Genomic DNA, 17,664 nt, shown 5'->3' with positions numbered 1-17,664 from the left:
CTCTTAGTAGTGTGATTGAACAATGTGGCCTGATTATGGCCACCTGATGGAAACATAACGAAAAATGCTGGCATTGGGTAGCGTATACTGGCTTGGGGTGTTATTGCTTAATCAACTGCGCAATATTGCTGGCAATCTCAAGTGCCCCAGCCGTATCGCCATGCACACACAGAGAATCCACATGCAATGCAATACGTTTTTCAGAGGCGGTGGTTACTGTGCCCTCTTCTATCAGTTGTCGAGCTTGCGCAAATGCCGCTTTTTCACTTAACACTGCCCCAGGTAAATTTCTCGACATAAGAAAACCATCGTCGGTATATCGCCGGTCGGCAAAACCTTCAAAAATTAACGGTAGATTAAATGCTTTCGCTGCTTGACTAAGGCTACTGTTTTTCGTGGTGGCCTGCACCATTAAAGATAAGTTATGGTCTCGCTTAAATGCAGCTACCGCTTCCATTACCGCCTGCATAATTGTAGCGTCGCGCATCATATCGTTATACAGCGCGCCATGTGGCTTCACATAACGTAGTTCAGTGCCCGCAATGTCAGCCAGCCCACACAATGCACTTACCTGGTATTGTATGCAGGCCACCAATTCGTCTTTTTGCATGGCGATACTTCGTCGACCAAACCCTTGTAAATCTGGATAGGCAGGATGAGCGCCTACTTCAACACCATGCTCAGTGGCAAGGTTAAGCGCCTCTTTAATTGCTGTAGGATCACCAGCATGAAAGCCACATGCAATATTGGCCTGATCAATAATGGCCATGATATGTGTATCCATCGGCATCTTCCACGCGCCGAAACTTTCACCTAAATCGCAATTTAACTTCATAATGGTTTAGCTCTTACCCTCAATCCGATATCATGTTACCTGTTCTTGTAAAAAAGTCAGTCTTAATGATAAATATTGGAAAAGTTAATACATTACGCGTGGTAGCAGAATACCCGTTTGGCTACGCATTAGCACCATTGGTCGAAAATGATGATCCGTGGAGCGATAGCGAAGCTGTCACCGTTACGCTACCTCATGATCAGGTGTCTGAGTCTCTCGCTGTGGATAGCACGATAGATGTGTTTGTCGCCACCGACCAGCGGGGCGATTTATTCGCAACCGTGCAACCTCCGCGCATTCTCGTGGGGGAAACCAAAGTGTTAAAAGCCGTATCAGCGACCCACTTTGGGGCATTTTTCGACTGGGGGCTCGATAGCGATTTGCTGGTACCCAATGACTATCAAGATATTCCTATCGACCCGGGTATGTATTACGTGGTTCACGCCTTCTTTGATAAAAAGACCAACCGTATTTTAGGTGCTACCCGCTTACACTATTTTCTCACCGAAGGCAGCGCGTATTTAAACGAAGGCGATACCGTGGAATGTCTGGTTTATTCAAAATCAGATCTTGGTTTCAAAGTGGTAATAAATGAAAAATACCTAGGCCTTATCTTTCATAGTGATGCATTTAAGCCCCTTAAAATCGGCGAAAAAACGGACGGTATAATAAAAAATATTCGTGAAGATGGTAAAATTGATGTGTCATTGCAACGTCAAGACAAGGCAGGGCGCAGTGAGTTACAACAAGCTATTTTAGATGATTTAGAGGCCCATGGCGGCGTATCAACGCTCACCGACAAAAGTGCACCTGACGCCATTTATCAACACTTCAATGTGAGTAAAGCCGCCTATAAAAAAGCACTAGGTGCATTGTATAAACAGAAAAAAATCACGATTAATCCAGATGCAATTCGTTTAATCAAATAAAGGGCAAAGCGTACACAATGAAAGCACATGTTTCTTGGGATAAAAACCTTACCTTTACGGGCACTACAGATAGTGGTTATAAAACAGTTATGGATGGCAACGGCGATGCAGTATCGCCCATGGAGTCGGTGTTAGTGGCTATTGGTGCCTGCTCAAGCATAGACGTTGTCGACATTATTAAAAAAGGCCGCAACCACATTGATGGCTGCGAATGCGAATTAGAGGCGCAACGTAGCGAAACGCCTCCCCGTGTTTTTGAAAAAGTCCATGCTCATTACACAGTTACAGGCAAAAACTTGGCTGAGAAAACCGTTGCCCGCGCGGTTCAATTGTCTGCCGAGAAGTATTGCTCTGTGATGCTTATGCTAAAAGGTAACGTTGAGATAACCACCAGCTATACTTTAGTAGAATCCGCTGATTAGTGGGTTTATTTGCCATCAAATAGCGAAAAAGGCTACTGACATTCAGTAGCCTTTTTTATTACATCGTCAAAAATCACTTTAACTATCTGAATAATAAGAAATTTACAATATATTTACGTATCTGGCATATATGCTGCTGATGAGGGTAAAGAGAAAAATAAACTTTATTCCACACTAATTAGGTATGTAGCCATGGACACCCAAATTCGAACTACCCCCGCCCTAGCCCTCGCTTTATTGTTTACTAGTAGCTTACTTCTCACTGCCTGTTCCGGCGCAGATGCTACCAATGCGCTTGCTGAACAAAGCGAAGAAGACGAAATTGCAATTCCTGTTGAAGCGCAGCATGTTGAAACCGGCGTTATTCAATCAACTTACTCCACTACGGCAATTTTAGAAGCCCGTGAAGAAGCATTTGTCGTAGCGCGTGCGTCGGGCATTATAGAAGCTATATTGGTAGAAGAAGGCGATTACGTTGAAAAGGGACAAGCCCTTGCTCACTTAGATAAGCGCCGCTATGAATTAAACCTTGCGAAGGCAAAAGCAAACCTAATGGGGTTAACCCGTGAATTGGAAAAGATTAATAAGGTTTATTCACAACAGCTTGTAAGCGACGACACGTACGATAAATTAAATGCGCAATACGAATCGGCATTAGCATCGGTACAGCTCGCAGAATTGGATTTACAAGAGACGACCATTACTGCCCCGATCAGCGGCTATGTTGCCTCTAGGAACGCTAAAGTGGGTAACTTAACCGAATCGTTTCAGCGCGAACGTATGTTTCATATTGTGCAGCAAAAAAACCTTCAAGGCATTGTTTATCTTCCAGAAAACGAGCTACAAAATGTAGCCTTGGGCCAACCAGCAAAATTAACCGTTGCCGCCCTTGGCAACCGCACAATCATGGCAAAAATAGAGCGTATAAGCCCTGTCATTGATGCAACCACCGGTACCTTTAAAGTAACACTGGCAGTGCCAAATCAGTCTCACACCCTTAAAGCGGGTATGTTTACCGATGTTGCCCTTGAATACGCGCGCCATCAAAATGCCACACTTTTACCCCGTCGTGCGCTTGTTAGTATGGACGATCAGCACAGCGTTTTCGTAATTCGAGATGGTATCGCCGCAAAAATAGAGGTTCGAACCGGCTTTGAACAAAATGACCTAGTAGAAGTGCTTTCTGGGCTATCAGGTAATGAGCTCGTCGTTACCGCGGGCCACCAAAACTTGAAAGACAATGCGCCCGTTAGCGTGGTTAACGGCTAGCCGCCCCCTAATAAGGACTTAATTATGCGTATTGTTGATATTGCGGTTAGACGCCCCGTGGCCGTGTCTATGTTTACCTTTGCGGTGCTGCTATTTGGTATGGTGTCACTAAGCCGGCTTTCGGTTAACCTTCTTCCCGATTTATCTTATCCCACGCTTACGATAAGAACTGATTATACGGGCGCTGCACCAGCGGAAGTAGAGCAATTGGTCTCGCGCCCAATCGAGGAGGCTATCGGTGTGGTGAAAGGGGTGAGAAAAGTCACCTCCACCTCTCGCGCAGGGCAGTCTGATGTCGTGCTCTCGTTTCGTTGGGGGACTGATATGGACTTTGCCAGCTTGGAAGTGAGAGAAAAGCTCGATGTGTTACAACTCCCCTTGGATATCGATAAACCTAGGCTCCTTCGGTTTAACCCAAGCTTAGACCCAATTATTAAGCTGGGGCTAATCACCACTGGCAATGAACCGCGATCTGTAGGTGCTATGAAACGCCTGCGCGTATACGCAGAACAACAAATAAAACGTGGCTTAGAATCGGTTGACGGTGTAGCGGCGGTACGTGTGGGAGGCGGCCTGGAAAATCAGATACAAATCCTGGTGGACCAACGGAAGGCAAGCCAATTATCCATTCCTATTACCGATATTATAGCGCGTGTTAAAGCTGAAAATGTTAATGCTGCTGGGGGCCAGATCACCAGTGATGAACACGCGTATTTGGTAAGAACACTCAACCAGTTTGAAAGCCTTGAAGACATAGAAACCCTATTTATTGGTCGTTTCGAAGGTAAGAACATTCAATTAAAAGACGTTGCTGAAATTCGAAACGCATACAAAGATCGTGATGTGGTTACCCGCTTTGACAACGAAGAAGGTATCGAAATCGCCCTCTATAAGGAAGGCGATGCCAACGCGGTAGATGTGGCGCGAAAAATAGATATTCGCTTACAAGAAATACAACAAAATCTGCCCGCCCAATACCGTTTAAGCCAAATTTATGACCAAAGCGTTTTTATTAAACAGGCAATTGATAATGTAACCTCGGCAGCTGCCATTGGCGGTCTATTGGCCATGTTCATATTGTATCTATTTTTGCGGGACTTTCGGGCGACTCTAATTATTTCAGTGTCTATCCCCGTTTCGGTCATCGCCACCTTTAATCTTATGTACGCTAATAATATCAGTCTTAATATGATGAGCTTAGGGGGTATTGCCTTAGCGGTAGGTTTGCTGGTGGATAACAGTATCGTGGTCCTCGAAAATATAGACCGACATAAAAGACGTCAGGGCGGAAACCTGGCACTTTCTGACACCAATATATCTGCCTCTTCATCACCGGCAGCCACAGGGACCCGTGAGGTTTCAGGCGCCATAATTGCGTCCACGTTAACCACCATGGCGGTGTTTGTTCCCCTCATTTTCGTGGAAGGCATAGCTGGCCAACTTTTCCGTGACCAAGCATTAACTGTTTCCTTCGCACTTGCGGCGTCGTTAATAGTAGCACTTACCCTTATCCCAGCAATGGCGCGCACTAAAACGAGTAAGCAACGTCAGCATTACAGCGCTTTTGAACATGCCCCGTCAACAAAGCCGAATAGCCGTTGGCAGTGGGCCTTGTACTATCTCAGTTGGCCGATAAAAATGCTACTGCGAACCCTATTTGTCTATCTCCCTGCGGCACTTATTACGCTTATAGTCGGAGGCTGGCACATAATGGCTAAAACATTACTGTTATTTTTCCGCCCGCTAACGCGCATGTTCAACGCAGGGTTTACCCTTCTTGCCAACGGGTACCAAGCCCTCTTAGTACTTAGTTTAAAGGCCCGTACAGTGGTGATAGCGTTAACCCTTGCAGCCAGCGCTGGCGCGGTAGTCTTAGTACCTAAGCTTGGCATGGAACTCATTCCAGTATTATCTCAAGGCGAGTTTTCAGTAGACGTAACACTGCCAGCGGGTACCCCGCTTTCAACAACCGATGCCACCATTAGCGCACTTGCACATGTCGCCCACGGAGACACCACGGTTAAACGTACGTATGCCATGGCGGGAACAGGCAGCTTAATTAGCGCTTCGCCTAATCAGGGGGGCGACCATTGGGGCCGGTTAAACATTGTAACCCGTGTCGGAACCAGCGACGCGCAAATAGATGCGTTAAAACAGCAGATCCGCGAGGCGCTTAAGCAATTTCCTGAAGCACAAGCACAGTTTTCTGAACCCGCCTTATTCACCTTTGCAGCGCCTTTGCAAATAGAGCTTAGAGGCTATGACCTTACTGACCTGCGTAGAAGTGGTGAACAGGTGGCCGGGGCATTAAAGAAATCAGCCCGTTTTACTGACATTACGACGAGTATCCGTGAAGGTAACCCTGAATTAAAGATTGCATTCCATCACGGCAAACTGGCGCGACTGGGTTTAAGCGCCGCTGATGTGTCAGCCCTGGTTACCGCCAAAATAGGCGGGCAAGTCGCAACGCAATACAGCTTACAAGACCGCAAAATTGATGTGTTGGTACGCAGCCAAGACAGTCAGCGCAATAATGCCGCCGATGTGCGCGGTATTATCATAAACCCAGGTGGTTCCCAGCCTATTCCCTTAAGCGCCGTGGCCGATGTTTACATGAGTGTGGGTCCAAGCGAAATTACCCGCATTGGCCAGCAGCGGGTAGCAATTATTACCACCAATATCGCCACCGGAAATTTAGATGAAGCGGTGGCTGAAGCATCGCGATTACTTAGCAATATTGATCTGCCAATAACGATTAGGGCGAACATCAGTGGACAAAGTGAAGATATGCAGCATAGCTTTCGGTCACTACAACTTGCGTTGGCCTTAGCTGTATTTATGGTGTATCTCGTCATGGCTTCGCAGTTTGAATCTTTGCTACATCCGCTGTTAATTCTATTTGCTGTGCCCCTAGCCGGAGCGGGGTCGATCTATGGCCTTTGGATAACAAATACGCCTCTTAATGTGGTGGTATTTATAGGGCTTATCATGCTTTGCGGCATAGTGGTGAATAATGCGATCGTCTTGGTGGATAGAATAAATCAGATGCGCAGACAGGGCATGGAAAAAACTGATGCTATTTTTGATGCGTGCCAGTCCCGTTTACGTCCTATCACTATGACAACCCTTACCACCATTTTAGGTTTAGCGCCCATGGCTATGGGAGTAGGCGAAGGCGCCGAAATTAGAACCCCTATGGCTATCACCGTAATTTTTGGCCTACTGTTCGCAAGCTTACTCACCTTAGTATTGCTTCCTGTGCTTTATAGCTTATTAGACACCAAGGTTATGACCACGGCGGTAAATGATGCCGCTTGGGAGGCCCCCCATGAATAAGGTTCAAGGAATAGGCGCCGCGCTTGCTCGTTTTGCGCTTAACCGCCCTACTACCATTGGTATGTTATTCTTTTCACTGCTGATATTTGGCATTGCAGCAGGACGTCTGCTCCCGTTGGAGAAATTTCCTGGTATTGATATTCCCGAAATGGTCATTGAGATCCCCTACCCTGACGCCACGCCAGTAGAAATTGAGACTATGATCACCCGGCCTGTTGAAGAGACCATCGCAACGATGTCGGGGATAAAGCACTTACGGGCCAGAAGTTTCGATAATAGAGCAGAGATTGTGGTGGAGTTTGATTGGAATGAGAACTTAAAAGCCAAAAGTATTGAAGCACGAGAGAAAATAGACGCCATCCGTCATTTACTGCCAGACGATGTAGAACGTATTCTCGTGTACAAGTTTAATACCAGTGACATGCCTATCTTTCAGCTTAGAGTTTCAAGCGATAGAGATTTATCGAACGCCTATGACTTACTTGAACGTAATTTAAAGCGCCCATTAGAGCGGGTGGAAGGCGTTTCGAAAGTAGAATTGTATGGCACCATGAAACGCCAAATCACCGTGCGTTTAGACGCAAAGAAGCTAGCTGCCCACCGTGTAGATGTCGCAGCGCTTCGCGCGCGGTTAAAAGCAGCTAATTTTTCTCAAACTGCTGGCTATATGTATGGCGATAGTCAAAAGACGCTAGTGAATCCGCAAGGTGAGTTCACACACCTTGCCGACTTTAAAGATATGCCAGTGGGCCCCAATCTGCGCTTATCGGATATCGCAGAGGTGAGATATGAACTCCCTAAGCGCAGTGAAGGCCGACATCTTGACAGAACATTTGCGGTAGGCTTCAACGTATTTCGAGAATCTAACAGCAACTTAGTTGAAGTATCAGCTGCGGTAATGAAGGTTATCGAGTCAGCAAAATCAGATCCTGCGTTCCAAGGGATCAGTTTATTTGTTATGGACGACACCGCCGAAAGTGTTACATCGTCATTATCTGATCTGTTAAACGCGGGCTTATTAGGCGCGTTGCTATCTTTAGTTGTGCTTTATCTATTCTTGCGCCAGTTTACCACCACCTTAATCGTCGTATTATCCGTGCCTTTTTCTATTTGCATTACTTTAGGGGTAATGTACATGCTGGGGTACACACTTAACATTCTTTCGCTAATGGGTCTTATGCTGGCTGTTGGCATGCTGGTGGATAACGCCGTAGTGGTAACAGAAAGTATCGCGCAGGAACGCGCTACCAACCCACACATTACTACGGCCACACTACAAGGCGTAAATAAGGTGAGTCTGGCGGTCATCGCTGGCACAGCCACCACCGCCATCGTATTTTTACCCAATATTGTGGGGGTAAAAATAGATGTCACCGTATTTTTAGAGCACGTGGCCATTGCTATTTGTATTTCGCTTTTTGCATCACTCCTTATCGCCAAAACCCTTATTCCGCTGCTCACCACAAAGATAGCAATTGGCCAGCGTAGCCCCTTGAAGCCATCAGGCTATCTGCGCAGATATGAAAAAGCACTCACTTGGGTGACCAAGAACCAAGGTAAGACCAGCATCGTGGCTATCCTTGTCTTGTTGTCTACCGCTATCCCTATGCAGGTTGTAAGTTCAGATGATGAAGGCAATAACAATGAGGAAAGGGTATGGCTTAACTATCATATGACCCAGAATTTCAGCTTAGATGAAGTTGAACAAACGGTAAATAAGATGGAAGCTTTCTTATACGAAAACCAACAACGTTTCCACATTAAACAAGTTTACAGTTACTTTAGACCCGGCTATGCAGTAAGCGGCATTACCCTTAATGAAGACCTTCCTATTAGTATTTCAGCCCTTAAGGAAGATATACGAAACGCCATGCCCGCGTTTGTGCGCGCCCGTCCCTCGTTCGAGTGGGACAGTGGAAATGGCGGCGGTGTGCGACTCACCTTACTTGGCGAATCATCGGCACAATTGAATACCTTATCCAAACAGCTTATCCCTATTTTACAAAACATCGATGGTTTAACTGATGTTAAAGCCGACACCGGCGCTACCCGCGACGAAGTGCAAGTAAAAATAGACAGAGAAAAAGCGAATAGGTTGGGTATTAGCATCGATGCTATAAGTGAATTGGTTGCAACCGCATTGCGAGGCGATAACCTTCGCTCGTTTCGCTATGGGGCTGCAGGTGAAATTAACGTACAACTTAAATATAGCGATGCCCTTCAGGCTTCACTTAACGAACTGAAAAATCTCACTATTGGGATAAATAATAATCGCACTATAACCTTATCAATGGTGGCAAGCTTTAAGACCGTTCAGCAGCTGTCACAAATTAACCGGCGTTATCGCCAAACGGCCCTTGAAATTGGCGCCAATTTAAATGAAGACACGACTATAGGACAAGCACGGGAACGTATCGAACAAGCCTTAGCTCATGTAAGTCTACCGGCTGGCTATAGTTGGACCTTAGACGGTAGTTTTACCCGTCAAGATGAAGCGAGCAGCGTGATGCAAATGAACATGTTATTAGCGGTATGTATGATTTATGTGGTTATGGCGGCCCTATTTGAGTCTTTGATATTACCCACCTCTGTTATTACGTCGTTGTTATTTTCATTTACGGGGGTCTTTTGGGCCTTCATGATAACTGGTACGCCGATGTCAGTTATGGGCATGATTGGCATGCTGGTGCTTATGGGAATTGTGGTGAATAACGGCATTGTATTGGTCGATAGAATCAACCAATTTGTCGATCAAGGATTTGATTTATATACCGCGGTGGTACAAGGGTCAGTTTCAAGAATTCGACCTATTCTAATGACAGTGGCAACCACCGTCTTAGGCTTAGTGCCACTTGCTATGGGGGCAACTAGAATAGGCGGTGATGGCCCGCCATATGCGCCTATGGCCATTGCTATTATCGGCGGCTTACTTTTTTCTACGTTGACGAGTTTATTTTTAGTTCCGCTTGCCTATATATTGCTGCTTAAGCTGCGGTTTCATACGCAAGGGATGGTGTTACGAAGTCGTGCTCGGGTACAGAGGTGGGCAAAAATATAACGAGCGTGTAATGGGTTAACGCTGTTCTTTTAATACGTATTCTAAGATAAACAGGCTAAAGCGGGGGGTTGTGTTGAACACACGATACCGCCCGCTTGTTTAGGCAACCCATTAAACTAACTACGTGAAGTTAGGTATTCACGCACTTCATTGGCTTCTCGTTTTACTGCGAAGTCCAATAGATTAACGCCGTTACACGTTAAACCGTCTTCAGACGTTACCATACGAAGTACTTCACGTTGGCTACTACCAATTCGGCCTACACCTCGTGAAAGACTAGAGCGAAGCACTTTAATATCATCAAGTACAATAGCCTTACAAAAACCCGCATATTGAGTGTCGCCAACAAAGCGAACATTCTTTTGTGGACCAGCAGCATTTGCGTTTAGTGCGCAAGCAATAGTTGCAGTAGCAAAAAGCGTTTTAAGCAGTTTCATTTTTCAATCCCCATGAGTGGAACAAGCAAAGGTTTCGCGCTCTGATTAATTCAGAACGCCCTTTAGTTATGCACCAAACATAAGAATTTTTCTGTTGAAAGATTGTATCGGCAAGGTAAATTAGCGGTAAAGGGAGATGTTACTAACTTCTTAACACGCCAAGCTACTGATTTGTAAAGATAATGCAAATCTTATTATTACTTACAGGTATAGAACAATCAGTTTTAAAGAAAAGTTGTTCTAATACTTTAGTCGAAATGGCGGTTAAAAATGCTGCCATTAATGAAAGTTTTACAAAAAAATTATTATCCTTCACCATATTTGACATTAAAAATGTCAAATATGGTGTAATAAAACTACAGTTTAAACGAACTTTCTTGCCCGTTTCGTTGAAATTGCGTCTATATAGGCGTGCCACGAAGCATAGCCAATTAGGGGCATTAGCACAATAAAGCCTACAAAGCCGGTGATGTAACCAATGGCTACCGCACTAAATATAATTGCCCCCCAAATAAGCATAGGTACCTTGTTTACCCATACTGCATTAACACTAGTAAGCACAGCGGTGGCTAGGTCTACTTTTCGCTCCATTAGTATTGGTTGTGTAAAGGCGGTAATAAATAACATACCTATACTAAACACCGCCCCTACTATTGAACCTAAAAACAAGAAAGGTAATAAGGTTTCTAAAGTGTTTTCAGAGTACGGGGGATAGAGCGCATGGATAAGCGAGGCCACCCGCAGCCAAAAAATCATCATCACCATAAGTAAAATACCAAACCCCCATTCATTTACAGCGTTTCGGCGCATGGCACGAAGCGAGTGCATAAAAGTAGGCTTGTGCCCTTTTTCGAGTTCCCAGCTTATATCGTAAAGACCGGCAGCGAGAAATGGCCCTAACAGCATAAAACACACTATGGCGGGTAAAATAACCAGATGCCACCCTGTCATTTCTACAAGATACATAATAAACCACGGAATGATAGCGAATATAACTCCATAAATAGCGGTAAGTACGGGGGTACGTAACGCATCTCGCAGCGCTAAGGAAAGCCACTTAATTGGATCCCCTACTTCTAGCTCTTTGCAAGGTATTACACGGGCAATACCGCTTTGGGTAATTGCATTTTCGGGGGTTTCTTTAAATTGGTGCGACATATCTCTATGACCTCTAATCCTAAACCGTAAATAGTGGGCGTAAAAACATTACGCCTTATTATTACGATAGGCACAGAATGCCAACTTCACAAATTTTTAACAGCAATTTTAAACTTTAGTAGCATAGATGGCGGGTAGATAGCGTGACGTCACGGAAAAACCGTTAACGCTAAAAAATATAAATCGATATTTGGCCCCATTTTACGCAATAATTTTGCACTAGATGCCTGGTTGAGGTCATATTCTGCACGAAAGTGTTGATATATTATACAAGTGGGGAATTTTTCTCTTTTAGCGGCAAATAAGGCTTAGCAACCCTATACACTTTGCGATACTCTCATGGTACGTAAATCAACCAGATAGACCATGAAAACTGTATCACGCTCTCACAAATTAGATAACGTTTGTTATGACATTCGCGGCCCTATTGCGGCACAAGCGAGAAAAATGGAAGATGAAGGCCATCGTATTTTAAAGCTTAACATAGGCAACCCTGCCCCGTTTGGCTTTGAAGCCCCCGATGACATAGTAAAAGACGTTATTCATAACTTACCCACGTCACAAGGTTACTCGGATTCAACGGGTATATACGCGGCGCGAGTAGCAGTGATGCAGTACTACCAACAGCAGAACATCAGCGATATCCGAGTGGACGATGTTTATATCGGCAACGGCGTAAGCGAAATGATTATGATGGCGATGCAAGCCTTACTTAATCATGGTGACGAAGTGCTTATACCTAGCCCAGACTACCCGCTTTGGACTGCGGCTGTTAGCCTATCCTCTGGCTCTCCTGTTCATTACCGCTGCGACGAACAAGCAGGATGGTTTCCTGACTTAGATGACATAAAAAGTAAAATCACCAGTAAAACACGTGCAATTGTGCTTATAAACCCGAATAACCCCACTGGCGCAGTTTACGACAAAGCGCTGTTACAAGGTGTGGTAGAAATAGCGCGGGAACACGGGTTGGTGGTATTTAGCGACGAGATATACGATAAAATTTTGTACGATGATGCTAAGCACACCTGCATTGCATCGCTTGCCGATGATGTATTCTTTGTTACTTTTGGTGGTTTATCTAAAAATTACCGTATCGCCGGATTTCGTTCTGGTTGGCTAGTGGTCAGCGGCAATAAACGGCTTGCTAATGACTATATTGAAGGGCTAAATATTCTTTCCTCCATGCGTATGTGCGCGAACGTACCTTGCCAAAGTGCCATTCAAACTGCTTTAGGGGGATACCAGAGTATTAACGATTTAGTACAAGAAAATGGCAGACTTCGCATTCAGCGTGACGTGGCCACCAATATGCTAAACGGAATTGAAGGGATCCACTGTGTAAAACCAAAAGGAGCTATGTATTGCTTCGCCCGGGTAGATGAAAAGAAATTTAATATTCATAACGATGAGCAAATGATTTTAGACTTACTCAGTGAGGAAAAAATTCTACTGGTTCATGGGCGCGCGTTTAATTTAACCGATGGCGTATATTTTAGGTTGGTATTTTTACCTCATAGCGATGTGCTAGTTCCCGCGCTTCACCGTATTGGTAACTTCTTCCATCATTACCAACAGGGAGCATAAGGTGTCGGAAAACCAAGAGCCTCGTCAACAAACCAGTACATTTTTAGCATGGATAACGAGAATGCCGTTGTTAGAACGATGGGCATTAATGCATTGCTTTCAAGAAGAAAATGTATCGGAGCATTGCCATCAAGTGGCAGTTATTGCGCATTTGCTTACGGTGATTAGAAATAAACGCTTCAATGGCAATTTAAACCCTGAAAGGGCGGCAACCTTGGCGTTATATCATGAAGTGTCAGAAACCAAACTCCAGGATATTAATACTAACACCAAGTACCATAACCCTGAGTTTACCAAAGCGTTTAAGACCCTTGAGAATTTAGCTGAGAAAGAGTGCTTGGCTACCTTGCCTGAAGATTTACGCGATGAAATGGAATCGCTGATTGTACAGTCGAAAGTAGACCCCGAATACAAGGCTATTGTCAAAGCTGCCGATCTTCTTCAAGCTTATGTGAAAACAAAAAACGAACTGCGCTTCAATAACGATGAATTTTGTCATGTTGAAGAGCACCTTACCAGCAAGCTAAAAGCGTTAGAAACGAGTATGCCAGAGGTAAAGTGCTTTATGGATATATTTCTCGACAGTTGCACAACAACATTGGACAAATTGTCGGAAACCTAACCACCGTCAATATGACTGCCATAGCGCCTTTAGGTTGTTAATTGACTAAAGGCGCTAATTGTTATTGTTTAAACTATGGCTTTATCCCATAAGCCATAACTGTTGTGTATATTCCCCTTACGTAGGCTTAACCCGATAAGTAACGCACTACAAATAATACTGGCGGCAATAGAAATACCGCCCGCCCCATAAACAAACGGTGTTACCAGAAGTGCCGCGCCTAAAGGCATTAACGCAAACCTTGCCGCACGCCCTGTTTCGGCTAGCGCGATAACCACCACCGTAATGACTAACGAGCCAATGATATGATCGGCATTCGCCATGCCCCCCTCGGCCCCAAGAGTAATTCGGGTAAACATTAACCATATACCTATGGGTAAACATAAAATCAAATTAACTGGGAAGGTTACCCCACCACCCACTACGTCTTTTATTATGGTGCCCACAGGACGCTCAAACTCTGTCGTATTCAACTTTTCTGCAGCGCCTTCATCAGTATCGCCGGTAAAGAAAATTCTCAGTAGAGGCCGCCCTTGTTTTTTGCGTCTATATAAGAATGCTGATGTCGCTACCAGTTCATCTAATGAATAAGGAATTTGAATTAGCATGGCCGCCGCGGCAATGAGGCATAACGTACACCAGGTGCCCATTAAAATAGGCTGAATGATAATAAAGAAAATAGAAATAGCCCCTAAGGGCACTATCATAATGCCAAATAGCATAACTAGCCAAGGCATAGTGCGCCAGCGGCGGGTAGAGCCGATAAGACCTGTAAGAATTTCCAACGCATAGGTCATTGCGCCTAACCCAGCATCAGGGACTGGCCACGCCTTTGAAAACGACGAAGTAATAATTTCCTCGGTGCCATTTTGTGGGTCTGATGCTAAGCCACTAAAAAAAGGGTCCCAGACAGCGTCGATATGACCAAGTTGATAAGCGCACAAATAACGAGAAATAAAGAACCCAACGAAAGCTAATACAATAATGGGTATTCGCTGCACCCACTCAGAAGGGTTGAAATCCCAACCGTCCGGTATAGCCGGCCCTGTTTCTGCGGCCACATTCGACACCCCAGGTGTCGGTCTAGTACATACGGCGAAGCCAATTATTAGCATACCTACCAACGTATCGTTTAAGTACCCCGCAGCGCTTGAAGTCCAAAAGAAAAGAGGTGCGCATAGAAGCCAGATACCTACTAACGCGGCGCCCCATCGCGCCCATCCCATACGCCAAGATAACGCTAAACTTGAAAAGACAAATAGTGCAATTGCGCTTATATAATTACTCACACTCATGGCTTGAGACACATAGCCTAAAATGGTGGGTGCACTTAAAAGCCAAAAAGCAATTCCCATATTTAAAAAGTGCGCCCACAAAGAGCCTTGATGCTGGGAACGATAATGTTTCTCGTATTGTTTTCGTATCTTGTGAGAATTTTTATTCTTTTCACTACTAATTTCTACCCAGTCAGGCCGCGTAATGCCGTTCTTCTTATACCAAGTAGAAGGGTCTGATTTCAGGTTACTGGTTAGTGTTTTTAATTTGTCATATATTCTATGCTTTGGTTGCCAATCTAACTGTGCTTTCGCTCGGGAAATATCAAGGTGGTAATGTTGTGATGCCAAATCGATCATAAAAGGTTTAATAAAGGGCTTTTCACCATGGTCGATAGCATCTGGCACCGCGGGTTCTGCTTTAACTTGCATCCACGCACCTGCTTTAGCAAAAGCGTCTGGAACATTAATAGTATTCCATTCTGATTCTTTGAATAATAACTTGCCCAAACGGTTTTGAAGCGCCTGATAGCTCATTACCTCTTCTTCACCGGCAAGCAGGGTATGGGCTTTGGGTAGTGCGCTACGAAGGGCAATAACTTTATCGAATACGTCTATCATATCTTCTTGATGGATAAACGCTTGGCCGGCCATAAGATCCCCTGCGTACACATGACTTTTAAAGTCTCGTTCGTACACTCTTGCCATTTGATGCGATAAGGTGGGCACAGCGGTTTCATCATCATACAAACCCGCTAACCGGAGTATACTGTAAGGCATATCCCCGCTGTTTTCTTTTATCACCTGTTCTGTTTTTGCTTTCGATTTAGGGTATTCCCATGCGGGAGCTATGGGGGAGTTTTCATCAACTTTTTGGCCTGGTACGCCAGCTTCATGCACCAACATGGTCGAAGAATAAATAAATCGCTCTACGCTAAACTTTGATAGGCCTTTTAAAAGCCGTTTAGTACCTTGAACATTCACCTCGTCATACAAGGGGTTAGGCTCACCTGTAAAGTCAAAGTACGCGGCTAAATGCACCACCGCCGCAATCCGCTTGCCGTGATTTTCGCGGATCTTATACATCGCGAGTTCGATAGAATCATCTGAGGTTAAATCGCAACTGTAACTTTCATCTGCGCTCTCACTCTTTTCTCTGTCTAGCCCAATAGTGGTGTACTTTTCACTAAGACGCCGGCAAATCTGCGTACCTATATTTCCAGAGGCACCTGTGATTAACACGATAGGACGGCCACTTTCATCAGAGTTTATTTCATTATCCATTACGAAATTCCCGCGACATGCCAAAATAGAACTGTAGTTCTATCAGTGCTTGCAGTTACTCTGCCAGTTGCGCTATCTCTTTGCGCCTATCCAGCCTTACGCCCCTGTGAAATACAGAAAAATTTCGTAACACCGTAATATTTGGCGAGAATCATGCAGCGTGCAGATTGCGAAGCCAAGCCCAGCGCTATACACAGGTATTGAAGGTAACGTGGGTAATTATTACAAGGCGCTTGGGTAAGTTTTACCGAAGCGTATAACGCGAATTTACGTGGCGTAGGGTCAGAACGACGAATCGAAAACACTAAGACAAGATACCAATGTGGTATCAAACTAGGATAGAGCCCCCAATGGAAATAGGTTAGTAAACATGAATTTAGGGATAAAACTTCGTGATAAAGCCATTTACATAGGAATGCTGTTAACAGTCAACTTTCCTATGGCGTATGCCCAAAGCCAGTCGGCCATCCAGCCCGCCAGCGACCAAGCGCGAGGTATCAGCTATATTTGGTGGAGCATGTTTTGGGTGGCGCTTATTGTGTTTGTTGCGGTAATGATCCTCTTGGCATGGGGACTATGGCGCGGAAAATCGAACAACCCCTCTCAATTAAGCTACTTAGCCAGTCGAAATTTAGTCATCATTGCGGGTATCGCAGTGCCTCTTATCACCGTTATATGTTTGGTGGGAGGTAGTTTGTTTTTAGGCCGTTCTTTATCACAACAGTCCCCTGACAACGCCCTTGAAGTGCGCGTTACTGGATGGATGTGGTGGTGGCAAATAGAATATCTTGATGACAACGGCAATACCATCGCTACCACCGCTAACGAGCTACATGTACCGGTAGACCGGCCGGTCATGCTTTATTTAGAAAGTGGTGATGTTATTCACAGCTTCTGGGTACCTCAATTACACGGTAAAACTGACTTAATTCCGGGGCGCACCAATACCAGTTGGTTTCAGGTGGATGGGCCGGGAGCGTTTCGTGGACAGTGCGCCGAGTTTTGTGGGTTGCAGCATGCGCTAATGGGCTTTTTGGTCGTATCTGAACCTAAAGCCAAATTTGACGCTTGGTTGGCAAACCAACAAGCCCCCGCACCTTCACCCTCTGATAGTAAAACGTTAGCAGGACAACAGGTGTTTTTTGAATCGGGCTGCCAACAGTGCCATACCATTAGAGGTACAGAAGCAAGGGGTACAGCCGGGCCTGATTTAACGCACCTTGCATCTCGACAATCAATCGCCTCGGTAACGAGAAAAAATAGTCGGGCCCATTTAGGCGGCTGGGTTGCCGATCCTAACGGGATAAAGCCCGGTGCGAAAATGCCCATGGCACAGTTAAGTCCAAAGCAGCTTTCTAACCTGCTCGATTATTTGCAAAGTCTTCAATGACCGAACTGAAGCAGAAAAGACAAACCACTAAGTCGTGTGTATGAACCCAAGATAAAAAGGAAT

Annotated in this window: 12 protein-coding genes; 8 read left to right on the top strand and 4 right to left on the bottom strand. The window is 45.0% G+C overall.

Annotation, left to right across the window (positions count from 1 at the left end):
• Positions 1-100 precede the first annotated feature (100 nt).
• Positions 101-835 (bottom strand): 5-oxoprolinase subunit PxpA, encoded by a 735-nt coding sequence (locus tag GTH32_RS02605; protein ID WP_163083668.1) that lies wholly within the window; start codon positions 833-835, stop codon positions 101-103.
• Between the two features lie 65 nt (positions 836-900).
• Here GTH32_RS02605 and GTH32_RS02600 point away from each other — a divergent pair, with 65 nt between their 5' ends.
• The 5 genes from GTH32_RS02600 (at position 901) to GTH32_RS02580 (ending at position 9,849) form a co-directional block, all read left to right on the top strand.
• The gene (locus tag GTH32_RS02600) at positions 901-1,764 is read left to right on the top strand and encodes a CvfB family protein (protein ID WP_163083667.1); all 864 of its coding nucleotides are present in this window, start codon (positions 901-903) and stop codon (positions 1,762-1,764) included.
• A gap of 17 nt (positions 1,765-1,781) precedes the next feature.
• A complete protein-coding gene (locus GTH32_RS02595; RefSeq protein WP_163083666.1) occupies positions 1,782-2,186 on the top strand; it encodes an OsmC family protein in 405 nt (134 codons plus the stop codon).
• Positions 2,187-2,378: 192 nt separating this feature from the next.
• Entirely contained in the window at positions 2,379-3,455 is a 1,077-nt protein-coding gene (locus GTH32_RS02590; protein WP_163083665.1) for an efflux RND transporter periplasmic adaptor subunit, read from the top strand.
• A 24-nt stretch (positions 3,456-3,479) separates the two neighbouring features.
• The gene (locus tag GTH32_RS02585; RefSeq protein ID WP_163083664.1) at positions 3,480-6,791 is read left to right on the top strand and encodes an efflux RND transporter permease subunit; all 3,312 of its coding nucleotides are present in this window, start codon (positions 3,480-3,482) and stop codon (positions 6,789-6,791) included.
• Positions 6,784-9,849 carry an efflux RND transporter permease subunit gene (locus GTH32_RS02580; RefSeq protein ID WP_163083663.1) on the top strand — a complete coding sequence of 1,022 codons (3,066 nt, stop codon included), beginning with the start codon at positions 6,784-6,786 and terminating at the stop codon, positions 9,847-9,849. The genes GTH32_RS02585 and GTH32_RS02580 overlap by 8 nt, the downstream gene beginning before the upstream one ends.
• Positions 9,850-9,965: 116 nt before the next feature.
• On the opposite strand, the gene GTH32_RS02575 is transcribed toward GTH32_RS02580, so the two are convergent.
• Both GTH32_RS02575 and GTH32_RS02570 read right to left on the bottom strand, forming a co-directional pair.
• Positions 9,966-10,286, bottom strand: coding sequence for a DUF3718 domain-containing protein (locus GTH32_RS02575; RefSeq protein ID WP_163083662.1), 321 nt, complete (start codon positions 10,284-10,286; stop codon positions 9,966-9,968).
• A gap of 363 nt (positions 10,287-10,649) precedes the next feature.
• Positions 10,650-11,444 (bottom strand): DUF2189 domain-containing protein, encoded by a 795-nt coding sequence (locus tag GTH32_RS02570; RefSeq protein ID WP_163083661.1) that lies wholly within the window; start codon positions 11,442-11,444, stop codon positions 10,650-10,652.
• 366 nt (positions 11,445-11,810) lie between these two features.
• Between GTH32_RS02570 and GTH32_RS02565 the strand changes: the two genes are divergently transcribed.
• A complete protein-coding gene (locus tag GTH32_RS02565) occupies positions 11,811-13,031 on the top strand; it encodes a pyridoxal phosphate-dependent aminotransferase (protein ID WP_163083660.1) in 1,221 nt (406 codons plus the stop codon).
• Between the two features lies 1 nt (position 13,032).
• Positions 13,033-13,653 (top strand): 5'-deoxynucleotidase, encoded by a 621-nt coding sequence (gene yfbR / locus GTH32_RS02560; RefSeq protein ID WP_343033377.1) that lies wholly within the window; start codon positions 13,033-13,035, stop codon positions 13,651-13,653.
• A 68-nt stretch (positions 13,654-13,721) separates the two neighbouring features.
• Here yfbR and GTH32_RS02555 read toward each other — a convergent pair whose 3' ends face one another.
• Entirely contained in the window at positions 13,722-16,211 is a 2,490-nt protein-coding gene (locus GTH32_RS02555; RefSeq protein WP_163083659.1) for a vitamin K epoxide reductase family protein, read from the bottom strand.
• Between the two features lie 370 nt (positions 16,212-16,581).
• Here GTH32_RS02555 and coxB point away from each other — a divergent pair, with 370 nt between their 5' ends.
• The gene (coxB, locus tag GTH32_RS02550; RefSeq protein ID WP_163083658.1) at positions 16,582-17,601 is read left to right on the top strand and encodes a cytochrome c oxidase subunit II; all 1,020 of its coding nucleotides are present in this window, start codon (positions 16,582-16,584) and stop codon (positions 17,599-17,601) included.
• The last annotated feature ends 63 nt before the right edge of the window (positions 17,602-17,664 follow it).

The organism is Alteromonas profundi (assembly GCF_010500865.1).
In the GTDB taxonomy this organism is placed as follows: Bacteria; Pseudomonadota; Gammaproteobacteria; order Enterobacterales; family Alteromonadaceae; genus Alteromonas; species Alteromonas profundi.
The sequence above is the reverse complement of the archived record's forward strand: the minus strand, read 5'-3'. Positions and strand labels throughout refer to the sequence as shown.